The organism is Paraburkholderia sp. J10-1, assembly GCF_905220165.1.
Taxonomy (GTDB): Bacteria; Pseudomonadota; Gammaproteobacteria; order Burkholderiales; family Burkholderiaceae; genus Paraburkholderia.
On sequence record NZ_CAJMYW010000003.1, the window covers coordinates 306,446 to 323,557 of the forward strand.

The window sequence follows — 17,112 nt, forward strand, 5'->3', positions numbered from 1 at the left end:
AGTTTTGCAGCGCAACAACACGGGCCGGATCGATGATTGACGCAAGTCATTGTTTTTATTCAGAAACGTACTAAGAGAAAAAACAACAAACAGGCCGTTACAGCCCATTTTTGATCGCGAAAACAGCGCTTTCGACCGCCGGGGCGCGATGACGCGCGGCAGGCTGTCGCGCTGCGCGGCCCGAATAATACCTTACTTGTTTCTTTCGGTTCAATGACTTATGCATCGGGGTGTGGCCCCCTTCGGCCTTCAGGACGCGTGCCAGGTCCGCCCCGCGTGCCCTTGCGCGGTGCAAAAAAAAGCCCCGGCCTTCATGGGGCCGGGGCCAACTCTCACGTTGCGCCAGAACACTGGAACACGCATGGCCGGCACTTTAGCGGCTTGTGTCCCTGTCATTAAGGGCGCGGGCTGGAACAGTCCCTTCCCGGTTCTGGCAGGCCGTGTTTTCGCCGCACTCGATCTCTTTTCGCAAATGAGAATCATTTGCATTTACTGGAAATTTGTCCCAGAATAGCGCTCATGCCGGACGACCCGGCGCCACCCGAATGATTTGTGCGGGACCGGAGGCTCCATGAACTACACCGCCCCTTTCGCAAGAAATGACACGCTGATCGACGACACCTTCGTCCATCACCCCGACACCGCCGAGCAAACCGTGCTGCGCGCAGTGCGCACCTGGCTGCGCCCGCATTGCGACGCCTACGCCAAGGCCGAAAGCTGGCGCGGCGTGCTCGCCGACGCCGGGCTCGGCGCAGAAGGCTTCGGCTATTTCGATCTGCTGATGGGCACGCTGTGCCGCGCCTCGTGCCGCCCGTTGGACACGCGCTGCCGCTGCGCCTCCGAACTGGCGAAGGACGAAGGCTCGCTGCTGCAGGTAATCGCGCTTTTGCAGTCCACGCGCAGCGAAGCCGCCGTGCAACTCCTCAACGACTGGCTGCCGATGCAAAGCGTAAGCGGCATGCTCAAGACCGCGCGCTGGTTCGCCATCGCGCTGCTCGACGCGGGATTGCAGTTGAGCGACCGCTCGCGCCGCGTCACCTACATGCACTGACTGGACACTGGCATGCACGAAAACTTGCACAAGATTGCAGGACACCTGCGGCACGGCATGAGCTCATAACCAAAAACGATTTGGGCGCGAACCGCGCGGGGGTTAGCATCACGCGCTTTGCCGCTAATCGCGCGCCCGCTCGCGCCGCCTCGCATGTCTGCCTCAGCTTCCCCCGCTTCGTTCAGCCCTTCCGGCCGCCCGGTGATCCGCAGCGCAGCCGACGTCTCACAGCTCGTCAACGCGGGGGCCGCCACTGGCAGCAACGCGCGCATCGTCGTGGCCATCGCGCTGGGCGGTGTGTTCCTCGATGCCTACGATCTCGGCGCCCTCGCCTTCGGCCTCAAGGACGTGGCGCGCGAGTTCTCGCTCACGCCGGCGGGCACCGGCTTCGTCGCTTCGGCCATCACGTTCGGCGCCATCGTCGGCGCGTTTCTCGGCGGCTTCCTCACCGATCGCATCGGGCGCTATCGCGTATTCATGGCCGACATGTTCTTCTTCGTCGTGGCCGCGATTGCCTGCGCACTCGCGCCCAACGCCTGGGTGCTCGGCGGCGCGCGCTTCGTGATGGGACTGGGCGTCGGCATCGACCTGCCCGTGGCCATGGCCTTTCTCGCCGAGTTCTCACGGCTCAAGGGCCGCGGCAACAAGGCCGCGCGCGTGGCGATGTGGTGCCCCGTCTGGTACGCGGCGATCAGCGTGTCGTATCTGCTCGTGCTCGCGTTCTATGCAGGCTTGCCCGCTTCGCACTCGCACCTGCTCTGGCGCCTCACGCTCGGCTTCGGCGCCGTGCCGGCGCTCGTCATCATCGCGATCCGCAGCCGCTATATCAGCGAGTCGCCGGTGTGGGCCGCGAACCAGGGCGACCTCGCGGGTGCGGCGCGCATTCTCAAGCGCTCGTACGGCATCGATGCGCAGGTCGCGCCCGAAGCCGCCGCGAACGCCTCGGCGAGACCCGCGCGCGTGGCGACGTGGAAGAACTACGGTGCGCTGCTGCGCGGCGTCTATATGCGGCGCACGGTGCTCGCCACGGTCATCGGCGTGGCCTCTTCGTTCGCGTACAACGCGGTTGCGTTCGGCCTGCCCGTGATCATCTCGAGCTTCCTCGCGCAGTCCATGCTCACGACGATCCTCGCCTCGCTCGTGCTCAATCTCGGCTTCGCCTTCGTGGGCGGGCTGATCGCCGTACGGGTCGTGCCGCGCTTCGGCGCGTGGAAGCTTACCGTCTGGGGCTATGCGATCCAGTTCGCGGCGCTCGTCGGCCTCGCGATCGTCGGCAAGCCGGCGACGACGCCCGAAGTCGTCAGCGCAGTCGCGCTGCTTGCTGCCTTCCTGTTCGGCCAGGGCATCGGCGCCGGATCGCACAGCATGACGTTCGCTTCGCTCAGCTACCCGACCTCGCTGCGCGGCGTGGGCGTCGGCTTCAACCAGACGCTGATGCGCGCCAGCTCCACGGTCTCGCTATTCCTGTTCCCGGTGCTCGCCGCCGCGCTCGGCACGCGCGTGTTCTGGATCATCGCGGTCGCGCCGCTTGCGGGACTCGCGGCGCTGCTGTCGATTCGCTGGGAGCCTTCGGGCTATGACGTCGATGCGGAAGACTTCGACGCCGCAACGCCCGCGCACGCGCTAGCCGGGCGGGACGTAGAAACGGTGCAGTGAAGGTGGATAAAGGGCGGTGCATGTGGAGCACCGCCCTTTTTGTTTGGCCGTACGGCACTTGCCAGGCACTAGTCCCGCTTGCTCGACCGCTCGCGCAGATAACGCCGCACCGCGCGCGCCATTTTCGGATACTGCTCGCCGGGCACGGCGAACAACACGAGCGCACAGAGCGCGAGCAGGCTGCAAAAAACAAACGTGCCGCGATAACCGAACGCCTGAACGAGCAGGCCGGAAAGCACGCCCGAAAGAATCGAGCCGAGCCGCGACGCATTGAAGAAGAGCGCCGTCGCCCGCCCCGGCGACGAGGGCATCAGATCCTGCACGAAGGTCATACCCAAGCATGACGTGACGGCCACCACGAAGGCGTTGAGGATCTGCATCGGGATCAGCGCTTGCACGCCGGGCGCCAGCGACATCGCGACGAAGTAGACGGCGTGCACCACGGCGCAAGCGGCCAGCCACCATGTCTTGTTCAGCACCGAGGCGCGCGCGCCGAGCGCGAGCATCATCGGGATCTCCATGAACGCGCCGAGGCCGAGCATGATCGACACATCAATGCGCGTGCCGTGCAGGCCATGCACGATGTAGAGCGGCAGCACGATCATCGTCGCATTGGCCGCGAGGCCGATGAGTGTGAGCGCAACGATCGCGCGCATGATGTCTTTCTGCGAGCCCTCCGCGGCGGGCGCGGCCTTGGCCTTCGCTTTTGGCGTGCCCGTCGCTGTTGCAAGCGTTGCAGAGTCACGTGGCGCACCCGGCTGCACTTCGGCCTGCGTCAGCGGCTGGCCCTCGTACCGCGCAGCGCCTTCGGCGCTCATCTCTTGCGCGACTTCGGTGGCGGTGGGACGCGCCATTAAATGCTGCGTGGCGTGTTCGTCGTGGCGCGGCTCACGCATGCGCCAGACGATCGTGCCGCACGCCGCGAAGCTCGCCGCCGCAAACAGGAAAAGCCCGTAGAAGTTGGTGGCCGCGAGCACGAGCGCGCCAACCGCGGGCCCGAACACCCACGCGGCGGAGAGAATCGTGCGCAGCGTCGCGCTCGCGAAGGTCCGCTCAGCGTCGTCTTTTGCGGGCAGCGCCGCGCGGCTGAACGAGAACACGAGTGAGAGCGCGCAACCGCCCGCGCCGATGAACGCAACGCCCACCAGGAGCAGAAGCCGGTAATCGCGCACGACGCACAGGCAGAGATAGCCGAGCGTGGCGGCGCACAGCGAGACGAGCAGCAAGGTTCGATGCTTGCCGGTGGCGTCGCTCCAACGGCCCGCGACGGTGCTCGCGATGACGCCGCTCGTGGCGATGGCGGTCATGAACACGCCGAGGCGGAACGGCGTCATACCGACGCGCTCGACGCCGAATAGCGAGAGATAAGGCGCGGTGAAGGACATCGCCACGCCCAGCATCAGGGTGGCGCCGGCGAGCGGCAGGAAACCAGGAATATGCAGAAGACCGGCAAAGCGCGAGTTTTTGAGCACGGCGCGGCGGGTAGTGGCGAGGAGAAAGTTGCCCGTGCACGCGCGGTCACGCGACGGCCATATCGACGAAGATTATCGGGGCGAACTCCCACACTGTGCAAGGTTGATTGGGCAACGATCAACATTTGGGTGCGCTATCCACAGGTTTCGTGGACAGAGTTGTGCGTAACCCTGGGACGATTGGGCCAAGTGCTTGACTCAACTCAGTTTGCGCGCAAAGTTGCGGATTGCAGCACCGACGGCACATCCCCGAAAAACGCGCCGCACCTTTGTCCACAGATTCCGTTGACAAAGCTGTGGGTAACCTCTCGCCCACAGCGCCGAACCCTTTGGCACAAGGCTTTGCGGGCCACGTGAGGGGAAAAAAGGCATTCCCTTCGCGCCCACAAACATCGTTCCCCCACGTTTCCCCTCGCGCTTCGGTACGGGGAAACTTCCCGTTCCCCATGGCGGGGACGGTCTACATATTAAACATGTGTCTTGTAAAAAGCTCAAGCTAACGGCGAGTCGAATGCCGTTTTTACAAGTCACTTGTTGAAAAAAAACTGACGGGTTACTTGTGCATGCTGCGCTGCACACGGTGTGGGGAACGGCTGAGACTTTCCCCCACAGCGCGCGATGATAGGGCTACAGGGGAATCACACCCTGTGATTTCCCGCTAGGGCGATCAGTTGTCATAGACGAGTTGCTCGAAGCGCAGCCCACTTGACGTTTCCAGTTTGTTTGCATGCACGCTAATCGGGCACCACATGGCGTTAGCTGGCCAGTTATCAGGTTTGCTGGTCGCGGACCTGTCCTCTTCGTACGCAATCACAGTGCCATCGGCAGGATAAGCGCCGATACGCTCACCCATGAAAAATACCTCGTGATTGAGCTGGTAGAACCCATGACCGAGATACCAGAAAGAGTCCTCCTTTTTGGCTAGCAGTTTGCCGTTCAGATAGACGGCATCCCCTTTCTTCACCAGCGGGAAAAACCACGAGCCCACGCGGTATTCGATCACGGCGTAGTGGTTCTTTTGCACGTCTTCCCGAATCCGTGCTGCCAGTTCTTGACTCATAAATTCTGGCGCACCGAAATACGCAGATTGCATAAGCGGAGGCGTGCACGCAAAAGCTGACTGACTCACTAGCACTCCAAAGCATGCCGCAGCGATCCATTTCTTCATCATCGTCCTCATATATTCACACCCTGTGATTTTTCCTTCGCCGCATGTATTCGGCCTTCATCGCCCGCTGGTAGGCTTCCATGCGCCGCCACGCATCCACAAAGCGCACCTGCGGTCGGTCCCGTCGCGCACTAATCCACCTTGGTCTGCCCTGCTTCTCGTACCAGCGCCACACGGCGGCTTCGCAGATTTCCTGTTCGGTATCGGGACAGGTCCCGTCAATCACGTCCTCGAAGTGCAGCGCGTGGGCGACACCATCGCGCCAGTGCCACCAAAGGTCATCAGCGATGAACCCCACCGTGAAACCGAGCTGGATCAGCGGGAGTTGTACCCATCGAGGATCGCCCAGGTCCTGGGCCGCAAACCATCCCACCACGTTCTCGTAGGCGGCCAGGATGAACATGGCCGCCCACAGGAACCTGATAAAAGGTGGAACCAGCAGGATGCGGTGCCGTTTACCTCCTCCAGGAAAAAAATATTTCTTCAATCACGCCTCCGATAAAATCACCAATACCTTCCAGCACGGCGGGCAGTTTCGCGCGACAGCGGTAGAGGAACAGCACGATGAACGCACCGGCACAGACGCACGTGATGAAGGTATCGCCATCGTTCCAGCCTTTTGGAAACCCCAGCATGCACGCCCCCCACGCGGACAGAAGGCCCAACAACTCGGGGATCAGCATCGTGTCGTAGTCGTACTGTTCCTTCCACGGCACATCAACCGGGGCGCGTTCTTTCGCGACCACGTTGAATGAAATACCCTGACTGTGAGGCAGCGCGACGAGCTGCGCTCCCTGGCCGAACTGCGCCATCTTCGCGGCGAGCGCCTGAAGCAGCCAGCGCGCCACCGGAGCCTGAGGACCAATTGCAGGATCGAGCGCATGCTGTTCCACCTTGAGGGCGGATTCCCGCACCGCCCCCAGGCTCGCATGCTGCGCGAGGCCCTTGAGGCGGCTGTACCAGAAGTGGCGGATCGTGCCCTCCGGCACCTGTTTGGCGTTGAGCAGCAGGCCCAGCAGTTGGTCAGCCTGGTCGGCCTCGCCGGTGATCTGCCGCAGCAGCCACGCCTGGTGCTTCAGTTTCGGCTTCTCGTACATCAGCGTGGGCGACCCCAGCAGCAGCGCAACTGCCGCTTCGGACTCGCTTTCCGGCGTGGCCTGCGTCACTTCCTGATCCTCCCTGTGCAAATGCCACGCAAGGAGCAGGCGATACCGGGGCGTTTTGTCATGCTCATACCAGTAGCGTGGCTTATCGGCCTCGAACCACTGGTCCGCAAACCCTGCGTCGAGGCTGTTCTCGATCCACCGTACACGGGGCTGACCCGGTAACCCGGCCTTGCTCCACGCCGATTGAACGTCAGGACGCATGTCCCCGTCGTCACACTGGATCACGATATCGAAGGAATCGCTGGCGACAGCCCGCGTAAGGCTGACGGCCAACGGCGCGAGTAGCGCCACCAGCAGCGCGTGCAAACGTGACCCGTCAGCCGTTCCGATGTCGCCCAGCATCATCACCTTGCCAGGATTCTCGGGCGGCGTGCCCTCAAGCTTGAGCATGCGCTGGGCGACGTCCGGCTCGGGCGTGAGGATCACGCTGTCAAGCACCGCGACACCGCGACGGCTCGCATGCTGCCAGCCGGTGATCTCATGCCACCGTTCTGCGTTGTAAGCGGCAGCCTGCGTAGCCGGGATGTCGTAGAACAACTTGTACAACAGACAGGAGAAGGCGAACCAGCAAAGAAGCGGCACGACTACGAGATAGCGGACAACGCTTTGTACGTCGATTGCTCCCTTCGAATGCCACGGGTCCACGGTGACAAGCGCGACACACTCCACAACCACGAACATCAGCAAAAAGAACCAGACGGGAGGCCCGGGCACCTCCGGGCATTCAGACGAAAAACGGGTATTCCATTGAAAACTCATTGTCTGCCCTTCTAGCTTCCGTAGGTCCAGTCATGCTGCGAAGCAATCAGCGTTGGCGGGGGATTACAGCCGCAGCGGCAGAAGTCGTTCTCCAGTGCGGGCAATTTGTCACCGATGGCATCCTCGGGGTTACGCGCGCCGTTGGCCTCGATGTGCCCCACGGTCCCGCAGGCGGGGCACTGCACGCGCGCCCCGAGGTAGCTCATGCCGCGCTCATCGACGCCTGTGTCCTCGATGCCATCGAGCACGGTGCCCTGCGCCGTGGTGCGGTCAAAGCGCAGGATGCTGGCTCGTTCAGCCATGAGCCACCCCCACCCATTCCCATTCCCCGTATCTGCCCTCGATGGCTGGCATCGTTGCGCCCCGGCGAAGCGTCACCATTTTCGCGAGCTGGTAGTGGGTTTGCTCTGAGCGGATCGAGTCGCCAACCGCTACGCGTGGCACCCACCGCCCACTGCGTGGACAGGCCGCGCCGGGTTCACAGAACTGCTGCGTGCCATCGATGAGATCGAACGACCACTGCTTGACAGGCGTCGGCGCGCTCGCCTCCCACACCCACTGCACCGGGCCGCTAATGTTGTCCCCTGCCGCATATTTCGAATCCATCGGCATCGTGACGGGCTCGGTGGTCGCCACGTCCCCTGCCTTGTACGGCTTCAGCAGCAGGCCGCGATAGTTGCCGCTGGTGCGCACGGCGCGATACAGACCGTCCTCCGCGAACGTTGCGCCTGGCTTGACCGGCCGTTGGGACATGTTCTCGCGGTGGGTTTTTTCCCACTGCTCGCGTTCCTGCGGGGTCGAGGGGTAGTCGCGGTCGAAGGTGATACGGTTTCTAATCGGTCGAAAATCCACCTTCGTAGACAACCCCCAACCATTTCCCTCGTATTCAATTTTCATAAAAGCAGCGCCGGAAAAATCATATACTCCCTTAGCGATCTTATTGTCAGGAATGACGCTGAATATAAGTGTCTTACTATCCCCCGGATTTAAGAACACAACCCCATCATGGAAATCATCTTGATTGATTAGCTTCTTTCCAGCCAGGGCAAATCCCCAATCATCACGGGGGTCAATTTTTCCAAATTTGCTAAACGGAGCAACACCCAAATCCCCTCCAACTGTATTTCCAGACCACTGATCCGGCGTCTTGAACTTTATCCAACGATCACCGGAATTAATGAATCGAACGGATACAATATAGGTTCCATTTTTTTGCTCGACCTTCTCCGTCCTGAAGTCGAGCTTGATGAGTTTTCGGCCATCAATCCATGCCTGTTCCGATAGCCTCATAGGAACGTCAAACACTTTGCGCCTGTATTGCTCGGGAATCAGCCGCAGCGAACCCGATCTGCTTATCGCCTTCCCGTCATCCATGCACACAACGCTGAAAGTCGCAGCAGGGTCATGCGTTTCAGGTCCGCCAGTCTGGATATCCTTGTCACACAACGTCTGCGCGACCTCTTTCAGTTCTTCCAGGTCGCGCCTTTGCAGGCTCAAAACGAAAGTTCCCACGCCTGTTTGCTTGTCGTCGTTGATGGTGTCGCCTTTGGCAAAATAGAATTTGTCCACACCATCAAAACTCATCTCTCTCGAACCATATTCGAGTCCACCCGACCAAGAAAGAGAAAAGGAACCGGGTTGCAAAGCACCATTGTTCGAATCACTTTCCATCGCGTAACCACCTCCGATCCATATCGTCATCAGGCACAAAAAAACTACTCGCGAAATTTTCAAAAACTTCTGGCTACTATTTTTTCTTGGCATGAGCATCCCCGGTCTTCGTAGTCGAACCGCTGTCCGTTCCTTCGGCTTTCTTGTTAGACACGGCGGGAGCGTTATAGCCAACGCGCCACAACTTGTTGGTATGTGCGGAAAACCACCTACGAATATATTCGAGGTAGTAAGGTGAAGTGGTGGCTGTCGGCTTGGCACATCCGCCGCCCATAAGGTTGTCTTTCGTTTCAATCACCCAAACCTTATTCGCCGTCTTGTTTGCGTCAGCGAGAGCGAAGTCGATGTCCCTACCATTCTTGATATACATCGAATGCACGAATCCACCTTGCTCCCAATATTCATCCGGGAAATTAAACAGGTGGCCCGTCTCGTGCGCTTTAGTTTGTGTGACGGTTTCTCTAGACCTACCGGCGGACCAAGTATATTCAGACTCGGGCCAATTTTCTGCGTCAGCCCGCTCGGTAGTTGGATAGAGATTGATTGTGATGTTTGGATTGAGTGCCGGGGCATCTGCCTTCCTGACCACATGCACATCTGCGCTGAATTTGACGGCGACGCGGCAACCACAAGCCGCACCTTTGCTGCAACCATCGAGAATCAGCTTGTAGTTCCCCTGGTTCAGCGTCTTTTCGATCATGCTTTTATACGTCGATGCATCGACCTCAGCCGGGTCACGCTCAACCAACATCAACCCCTGTTCGGCAAATGACTTGCCAGAGTTAGCTCCGTTGCCAAAAGTCTCGTACTGCACAACCACATAGTTGTTGTGCTCGTCGCGCAATGGCTCCCTCGTTGCGGGGTTCATTTTCACCAGCAGACGTGGAACCAACGCCGTCACCACCTTTGCCGTGAGTGTCTTCGTGCTGGAGTCATAAGTGAACTGGCATGTAGTTGGGGCTGTACCGGAGCACATTTCCGGCCTGCCATCCTTTACGAGCCGGTCGGACCTTCCCCAGCCGTATTTCTGATAGGTTGGTGTCTCCCGTTGCATCGTTGCCGTCGCCACAAAATCCGAAAGCTGCCAGTTGCATGGCACCGCAGGCTGCAACTGGATCGGGTCGGGTGAGATGCAGTAGTCCTTCTCGTTCTCTGGATCGTTAATCACCAGACCGCCGTTACCGACCGGCCCGCCAGCGGAACCCGTTACCCCCGGAAGCGGCTGTCCCAGCGGCTGCGCGTCCTGCAACGCACCACCACCCGCCGATGCCATCGACCCGGCATCGAGCGACGGCGCAGGCGGCACCGCTCCGGTATTCACCAGCCCCTGCCACTGCACCGGGGCCGGTGCAGGCGCTGGGGTGATCTCCTTGATGAAGTTCGGGTTGGTCCGCCACACCTCACAGCCGGTAGTAAACGGCACGAGCTTGGGCGCAAAGGCCGCCCCGCCCAGGTCCATCTGCACGGGGCCGATCTTCTTCAGGCCCGTGGTCTTGAACACTGCGCCGCCCCGCGAGCCGAACTCGATCCCACCCGGCGAGAGCTTCATGTAGGTGCCGCCCGCGTTCAGCACGATCTCCTTCTGCGACTTCACGTGCACCACACCGTCCACCGTCTCCACCGTCATGTCGCCCTGCGAGGCGAGCTGCATGCGGCCGCGCTGGGCCTGCGCCACGAAGTCGCCCGCTGCCGTGATGAGGTTCATGCCCTTCTGCGAGAAGTGCGAGAGCATCCCGCCCGCCGCCACCGTGAAGCGCTTGAGCGTGCTGAAATGCATACCCTTCTTCGTGGTCGCGATGAGCGAGCTATCGGCGGCCACGTGTACGCCATCGCCCGAGGCGATGCCCACCGGCCCCGGTCCCGTGACCAGCACACCCGGTTTCTTCAGCGCGTGCAGGCCGTCATTGATGCCCTGCTGTGCAGTCAGATCAGCGGGCGTTGCTTTCGACGCCTCGGCGGAATCAGCAAGTGACTTGCTGAGTGCCTGGTGATCCTTCAGTTGGGCGTCCGTCTCGTCCATGGCGAGCACCTTGCCCTGACCGCCGCCCTGGTCGTAGGCCGTGACCATCACGCCCTTGCCGCCCCGGTTCACGAGATGGGAGGCCGTGCGCAGCTCCACACCGCGCCCGCGCTCGGCCAGCTCGCGATCCGGTATATAACCCATACTCAACTGCGAACGGCCTTCTTCCTCGGTTCTCAGCTCGACGCCGCGCTGGTTCTCCCAATCGTCAAACCGCAGCTTGTTGCCCGAGCGCGAGGCAATCTCGCCGCGCGACATGCGACGGCGCGAACTGTTGATGTGGTCCGGGTTGACCGAATTCGGCAAAAACGCGAGTGCGAAGGGTTTGTTAGGGTTACCCTCGTAGAAGCCCGCTATCCCGTGGTCACCATCCACGGGCGGCATGTTCAGGCCCGAACGGTCCTTGCTCGCGAAGGGCTTCGCCATGCGTAGCGGCACGCTCTCCCCACCCTTGGGCCAGTTGCCGAAGTCACAGTGAAAGCGCACGATGATGCGCCCTTCCGCGTCGAGATAGGGATACGTGTATCTGTCCGGTGACGTGACCGTGAACCCGAGCGTATGCACACGCGGCCACTTCGACTCGTCAATGGGCAGCCGGTACGGACGGTTCGCCGGAATCGCATGGAAGGTGTTGCGGTAGTTCTGGTTGCGCGCGCCGCGATGCACCACCTTGAATACGAATACCCCTTCCTTCGCATCAATCTCCGAGCCGGCCTCCTTCGCATAGTCTTCGAGCGCGTCCGGCTTGACGATGCAGCCGGGACGGATCGCAGGCATCGTTGATTTCGCCTTGCAGGTGACCTGCTGCGAGCGTGCGGCTTCGTGCCGCAACAGGGCTTCGCGCTTCGCCCCCTGCGCATCCTCATGGTGCGTGCCCCACACGTAGGGCGTGCCCACCATCGTTTCGTCGTCTTCGGCGCTGAACTCATCCCGCGCACGGCCTTCTTCGCGGTACAGGGCGACGGCCTTCTCCGGGTTGTAGTCGGCCACGATGAACGAGTCCGGCACCGCCCGCGTCCTGACCTTGAGCGAGTAGACCGATTCCTCAAACGAGATCAGCCCCCCGCCGTGCCGTTCCTTCAGTTCGATGGCGGGACGCGTATAGCCGTCGATGTCATCGGCAATGACCAGCACCTCGCCGTGCTTGCCGTTCTCGGTGAAGCAGAACAGCCCCGCCTGCTCCATCTCCAGACGGCAGTAGCTCCAGTCGCCCATGTTGTACTGGAAACGGAACGCATGCTTCGGATGCTCTCGACGCAGCCGCCGCTCAACCTGTAGTCTCGGATGCAGATCGCTGCGCCTGATGACCTCCTCGATGATGTCGGCGGACGACCTGTTCTGGTATGTCGCACAGTTGCTCGGTCCATCGAGCAGCGCGAGACGCTGACGGATCACGATGCGGTAGGTGCAACCGTCCGGCGAGCGCGACACTGAATGAAAGCGCGCGATGAAGCCGGTGAACTCGCGCAGTACGCTATCCGGCTCGGGCTGGACGGCAAAGCGCGCCCACTGGCCGAGCATGTCCTTGCGTGACACCGGCCCCGAAGTCGATACCAGCGCCTTGATCCGGTACGGCTGGCAGACCTCTTCACGCACTTCCCACTCGACCACCGACACCACAGGCATCGGCTTGCGCTCGCCCTCCGGTGCGCGGTAGTTCCTGTACCGCCTGACGACTTCCATGCAGGCCGACTGCCTGCCCGTGATGAGCTTTCCGATATTGTCTGATTCCGCCATAGGACGTTTCCTTGATATGGACTGCTAACTTGAGAGTGCGCAGCGCGCGCAAATGGACAAATCTCCCCACGCTATCCGCTTGCGCAGCACAGCGCCTGGCGCGGCATCAAGCGCGCGCCACAATACCCACGTGGCATACGCGCCCGCCTATGCGGCGGCGATCAAGTCCGGCGAGGATTCCAGGAAGGTGTCGGCAGAGAAACGAACGAGTTCAAGAAGGCATTCCAGCGCCCTGCGTCGCGCTGGATCGGTCGTGGTGGGTTCGACCTATTCCACCCGCAGGCCATGCGTTCGAAGAAGACGAGATGCCGTTCGGCTAGATGATGTAGACGCGCGAGCTCGCTTGCCAAACTGAATCTGAACAAAGCAGACGTTTGCTGGACCCACACGCCGCGGCCCAAACTTCTCCACAACTTCCGTTGACAGCCTTGTGCGTAACCTTGGGACGACTCCGCCAAGTGCTTGACTCAACTCAGTTTGCGCGCAAAGTTGCCGATTGCAGCACCGACGGCACATCCCCGAAAAACACGCCGGGGCGTTGTCCACAGATTTCGTTGACAGCCCTGTGGGCAACTTCTGGACATCCGCACCAACCCACTGATTAGAAACGGAAAGCTCGCAAACGACACAGAAAATGCATGTTTTTTGCGCAGCAAAGTTGTCCACAGTTTTTGGTGACAAACCTGTTGATAACCGCCTGGAGAGCGCGCCAACTCATTGATCGGATGGAAAGTTCGTCGCTTGTGTCGCGCTTGCATCAATTTGCGTTTCCGATGGGCAACCGGGGGCGGCGGCGCAAACGTTTCGCGGCAGCCACCGCCCCTTCCCCATCGATGCGCGCAGCACTCAGGCCAGATCGAGCGCCGCCGTAAGATCGCCTGGCGGCGTCTGCTCTCGCGAGACGAACGCCTGATCGCGCGCGGCCACGCCGTCGAGCGGCGCGAGCCCATGCACGCGGCTGATGAAGCGCAGGACCGAGACCGTGTCGTAGAACGTGTGATCGACATAGCCCTTCTTCGCGAACGGCGCGATCACGAGCGCCGGAATGCGCGAGCCCGGGCCCCAGCGGTCGCCCACGGGCGGCGCGACCGGATCCCACCAGCCGCCGTTCTCGTCGTGCGTCACCACGATCATCGTGTTCGCCCATTGCGGCCCGCGCTGAATGTGCTCGATCACGGCCGTGATGTGGCGGTCGCCCGATTCGACGTCCGCATAGCCCGCGTGCATGTTCAGGTTGCCCTGCGGCTTGTAGAACGTGACGGCAGGCAGCCGCCCTGCGTCGATGTCCGCAATCAGGCGGTTGGTCGACGGATCGTCGCCCACGCCTGCATCGCGCAGGTGGCGCGAGCGCGCGGCCGTGCCGGGCGCGAAGTTGGCGAAGTAGTTGAACGGCTGATGGTGATACTGGAAGTCGGGCACCGCGCCCGTGTCCTGATGATCCAGCGCGTACTGCCAGGCCCCGCTGTACCAGGCCCAGTCGACGCCCTTCGCCGAGAGCCTGTCGCCGATCGTCGCGTAGGTCTGCGGGCGCAACACGCGCGGATTGGACGGGTCGGCGAGCGCGGGGTTGCCGCCTTCCGCCGAGCGCACGTTGCTCGGCTGATAGGGCGGCGCCATCGTATTGACGGCGTAGCCGTCGGGCGTGAAGAGACCATCGTTCACGAACTTCGGCGGGCCGTCGAGCGCCGACGCCGGCGAGTTCGCCGCGACCTTCAGGCGCGTGCCGGTGGGATCGTCGCCCTCCACGACCGAGGCGAGATGCTTGGCGGCGCTCGTCTGGATATCGGCATATTGCGGCACCTGCGCCGAGATCAGGAAGATGTGGTTGAGCCACGAGCCGCCAAACGCGGCCATGAAGAAGTTATCGCAGAGCGTGTATTGCTGCGCGATATTCCAGAGTCGCAGCGTCTGCGCGGAATTCTCGTAGTAGCCCATGACAAGGCCGCCCGAATCGCCCCACGCGGCGAACTGGTTGTTGCGCCCCGCGTTGATCTGCATCTGGTTCTGATAGAAGCGATGAACCAGATCGCGCGTGATGATGCCGTTCGGCAACGGATTGCCGTGCGTATCCACGATCAGAAACGGACCGTTCGAGAGGCCCGTGATCTGATGCTCCGCAATCATGTAGCGCTTGCCGTCCAGCTCCTGCGCCTGGGGCACGAGGCCGCCCCAGATCTTCGGCAGTTGCGGCAGCGGTGTCTTGCCGTCGCGATCGAGCTGCGCGTAGCGCTCGGCGCTCACGCCCGCCAGCGGCGTTTGCACGCCGGGATAGTTGCCGTACAGATTGACGAAGCTGCGATTCTCCGCGTAGATCACCACGATCTGGCGCACCTGGTCGCGCAGCGCCGCATCGACACGCGCGTCGGCGGCGCTGCGCGGCGCGCTCGCCGCGCTCTGCACCGGCGTCTCGCAGCCGCCGAGCGCGAGGCCCACGCCAACCGCCGCCAGCCCGCCGAGCACACGGCGGCGCGCGGGGTCGTCCGGACCAGCGGGAATGGAAGGTTCTTCGGGGCGCCCGTTCTTTGGGTCGTCGTTCTGCTTCATCAGCCTGCCTCCATGGTCGAGGGGACGCGCATGACGCGCGGCATACCGCGAATATTACGCAGGAGGATACCGGTTCGGCAGTGAGCGCGGCAAAAGGGAACGGAAGCCGTCCTTTTAACCGTCGCGCGGCATGCGCGGCGTGGTCGAAGCACCTTGCGGCTGGGCTTGCGCGAGCGTTTGCGCGGGCCGCGGTTCGTTCACGTGCCCGTCATGCGCGGGGCGCGGCGCGCTCGGCAGCGTCGTGCGCTCGTGGCGCGGCACGTTGCCTTCGTCGGTCCACAGCGGATCGGGAATCTCGCCGAACACCTGGCGCAGCCGCTCGCCCCAGGTCGAATGAATCATCTGGAAATACGCATTCGACTGGTCGATCGACGCATATCGCGTGACACGCAGCGCGTCGCGCTCGTACACGAGCAGGTCGAGCGGCAGGCCGACCGAAAGGTTCGAGCGCAGCGTCGAGTCCATGGAGATGAGCGCACACTTTGCAGCCTCGTCGAGCGGCGTGTACGGCGTCAGCACGCGGTCGATGATCGGCTTGCCGTACTTCGACTCGCCGATCTGGAAATACGGATTGACGCTCGACGTCTCGATGAAATTGCCGGCCGCGTAGATCTGGAACAGCCGCATGGCATGGCCGCCGATCTGGCCGCCGAGGATGAAACTGCAGTTGAAGTCGACGTTGAACGTCTTGAGCGCCTCCGCGTCGCGCCGGTGCACTTCGCGCACGGCTTCGCCCACCACGCGCGCCGCCTCGACCATGGTTGGCGCGTTCCAGAGCGTGGCGCGCCCCGCTTCCTGTGGCTCGGTCAACACCTGGAGCGTAGCCTGAGTAATGGCCAGATTGCCCGCGACGAGCAACACCAGCACGCGCTCGCCGGGTTCTTCGAACACGGCCATCTTGCGCGACGTGCTGATGTGATCGACACCCGCATTCGTGCGCGTATCCGAAAGAAACACGAGCCCCTCTTCCACCGCCATTGCCACACAGTACGTCATGCGCCTCCTTGCCCGTCCCTGTCTTCGCCGCTGTATTTGTTATAGCGGGAAAACTACTGCTGCGACTGCTGCGCGCTCACTTGCACGCTGACATCGAGCGTTTCCCCCGCACCGCCAACGCGACGGCCGCGAACCGGCGCGGCCGCGTCGTAGTCGCGCCCCACCGCGATCCGGCAATATTTTTCGCTGGCGAAACACGCGTGCGTGACGTCCACCGTCACCCAACCATTGTCTAGCCACACGTCTACCCACGCGTGGCTCGCCATCTCGGGCACGTCGCCTGGGTCGATATAGCCGCTCACATAACGCGCCGGCACGCCGCGCGCGCGGCAGACCGCGAGCATCACATGGGCATGATCCTGGCACACGCCACGCCCTAGCGCCAGCGCGTCCGTCGCACTGTGCGTCACATCCGTGACACCCGCTTCGTAGCGCACGCGCTCCGTAATGCGCGCAGCCGCGTGGAGAATCGCCGCTGTGTCGTCCAGCGGCGGCAGGCTGAACGCGAATTCCGTGAGGGCCGCGTCGGCCTCGGTAAGACGCGTGGGCGACGTGAAATGGTGCATCGGCACCGTGCCCTCGCCTTCGGGCAAGCGGCCATCGGGCAGCGCCACCGTCTCGACTTCGCCGCGCACGCTCAGGCGAATCTCCCGATGGGGTCGCGTGAGCACGAGCGTCATCAGTGCATTGCCATAGGCGTCGCGGCCCGCGTCGACCTTACCCGGCGCCTCGACATGCCACTGCTTGACGATCTGCGTGGGCGTGGTAAGCGGCGAAAGCCGCAACTGCTGGATCGAATAGTGCACGGGCGCTTCGTAGCGGTACACCGTGTCGTGCCGGATTGCGAGCTGCATGAGGTGAATCCTCCATCG

At 62.2% G+C, this 17,112-nt stretch carries 12 protein-coding genes; 2 read left to right on the top strand and 10 right to left on the bottom strand.

Annotation, left to right across the window (positions count from 1 at the left end; all coding sequences use genetic code 11):
• Positions 1-571: 571 nt before the first annotated feature.
• Together U5A65_RS14045 and U5A65_RS14050 are read left to right on the top strand one after the other, a co-directional pair.
• A complete protein-coding gene (locus U5A65_RS14045; RefSeq protein WP_321910773.1) occupies positions 572-1,051 on the top strand; it encodes a hypothetical protein in 480 nt (159 codons plus the stop codon).
• A 153-nt stretch (positions 1,052-1,204) separates the two neighbouring features.
• On the top strand, positions 1,205-2,707 hold the full coding sequence (locus tag U5A65_RS14050) for an MFS transporter (RefSeq protein WP_321946614.1): 1,503 nt from the start codon (positions 1,205-1,207) through the stop codon (positions 2,705-2,707).
• A 68-nt stretch (positions 2,708-2,775) separates the two neighbouring features.
• Here the strand turns inward: U5A65_RS14050 and U5A65_RS14055 are convergent, their stop codons facing one another.
• From U5A65_RS14055 to U5A65_RS14100, 10 genes are all read right to left on the bottom strand, one after another.
• The gene (locus U5A65_RS14055; protein WP_321946615.1) at positions 2,776-4,179 is read right to left on the bottom strand and encodes a sugar efflux transporter; all 1,404 of its coding nucleotides are present in this window, start codon (positions 4,177-4,179) and stop codon (positions 2,776-2,778) included.
• 667 nt (positions 4,180-4,846) lie between these two features.
• Complete coding sequence (locus tag U5A65_RS14060) at positions 4,847-5,350, bottom strand: hypothetical protein (protein ID WP_321946616.1); 504 nt, start codon at positions 5,348-5,350, stop codon at positions 4,847-4,849.
• Between the two features lie 13 nt (positions 5,351-5,363).
• Positions 5,364-5,834, bottom strand: coding sequence for a hypothetical protein (locus U5A65_RS14065; protein ID WP_321946617.1), 471 nt, complete (start codon positions 5,832-5,834; stop codon positions 5,364-5,366).
• A complete protein-coding gene (locus U5A65_RS14070; RefSeq protein WP_321946618.1) occupies positions 5,803-7,272 on the bottom strand; it encodes a hypothetical protein in 1,470 nt (489 codons plus the stop codon). Before U5A65_RS14070 ends, U5A65_RS14065 begins: the two co-directional genes overlap by 32 nt.
• An 11-nt stretch (positions 7,273-7,283) precedes the next feature.
• Positions 7,284-7,574: a PAAR domain-containing protein gene (locus U5A65_RS14075; protein WP_321946619.1), complete on the bottom strand. Its 291-nt coding sequence runs from the start codon at positions 7,572-7,574 to the stop codon at positions 7,284-7,286.
• Positions 7,567-9,036, bottom strand: coding sequence for a hypothetical protein (locus U5A65_RS14080; protein ID WP_321946620.1), 1,470 nt, complete (start codon positions 9,034-9,036; stop codon positions 7,567-7,569). Before U5A65_RS14080 ends, U5A65_RS14075 begins: the two co-directional genes overlap by 8 nt.
• Positions 9,020-12,700, bottom strand: a complete 3,681-nt coding sequence (locus U5A65_RS14085; RefSeq protein WP_321946621.1) for a type VI secretion system Vgr family protein — start codon at positions 12,698-12,700, stop codon at positions 9,020-9,022. The genes U5A65_RS14080 and U5A65_RS14085 overlap by 17 nt, the downstream gene beginning before the upstream one ends.
• An 846-nt stretch (positions 12,701-13,546) precedes the next feature.
• A complete protein-coding gene (locus U5A65_RS14090) occupies positions 13,547-15,244 on the bottom strand; it encodes an acid phosphatase (RefSeq protein ID WP_321946622.1) in 1,698 nt (565 codons plus the stop codon).
• A 114-nt stretch (positions 15,245-15,358) separates the two neighbouring features.
• The gene (locus tag U5A65_RS14095) at positions 15,359-16,240 is read right to left on the bottom strand and encodes a proteasome-type protease (RefSeq protein WP_321910765.1); all 882 of its coding nucleotides are present in this window, start codon (positions 16,238-16,240) and stop codon (positions 15,359-15,361) included.
• A 53-nt stretch (positions 16,241-16,293) separates the two neighbouring features.
• The gene (locus tag U5A65_RS14100) at positions 16,294-17,094 is read right to left on the bottom strand and encodes a transglutaminase family protein (RefSeq protein WP_321946623.1); all 801 of its coding nucleotides are present in this window, start codon (positions 17,092-17,094) and stop codon (positions 16,294-16,296) included.
• Positions 17,095-17,112 lie beyond the last annotated feature (18 nt).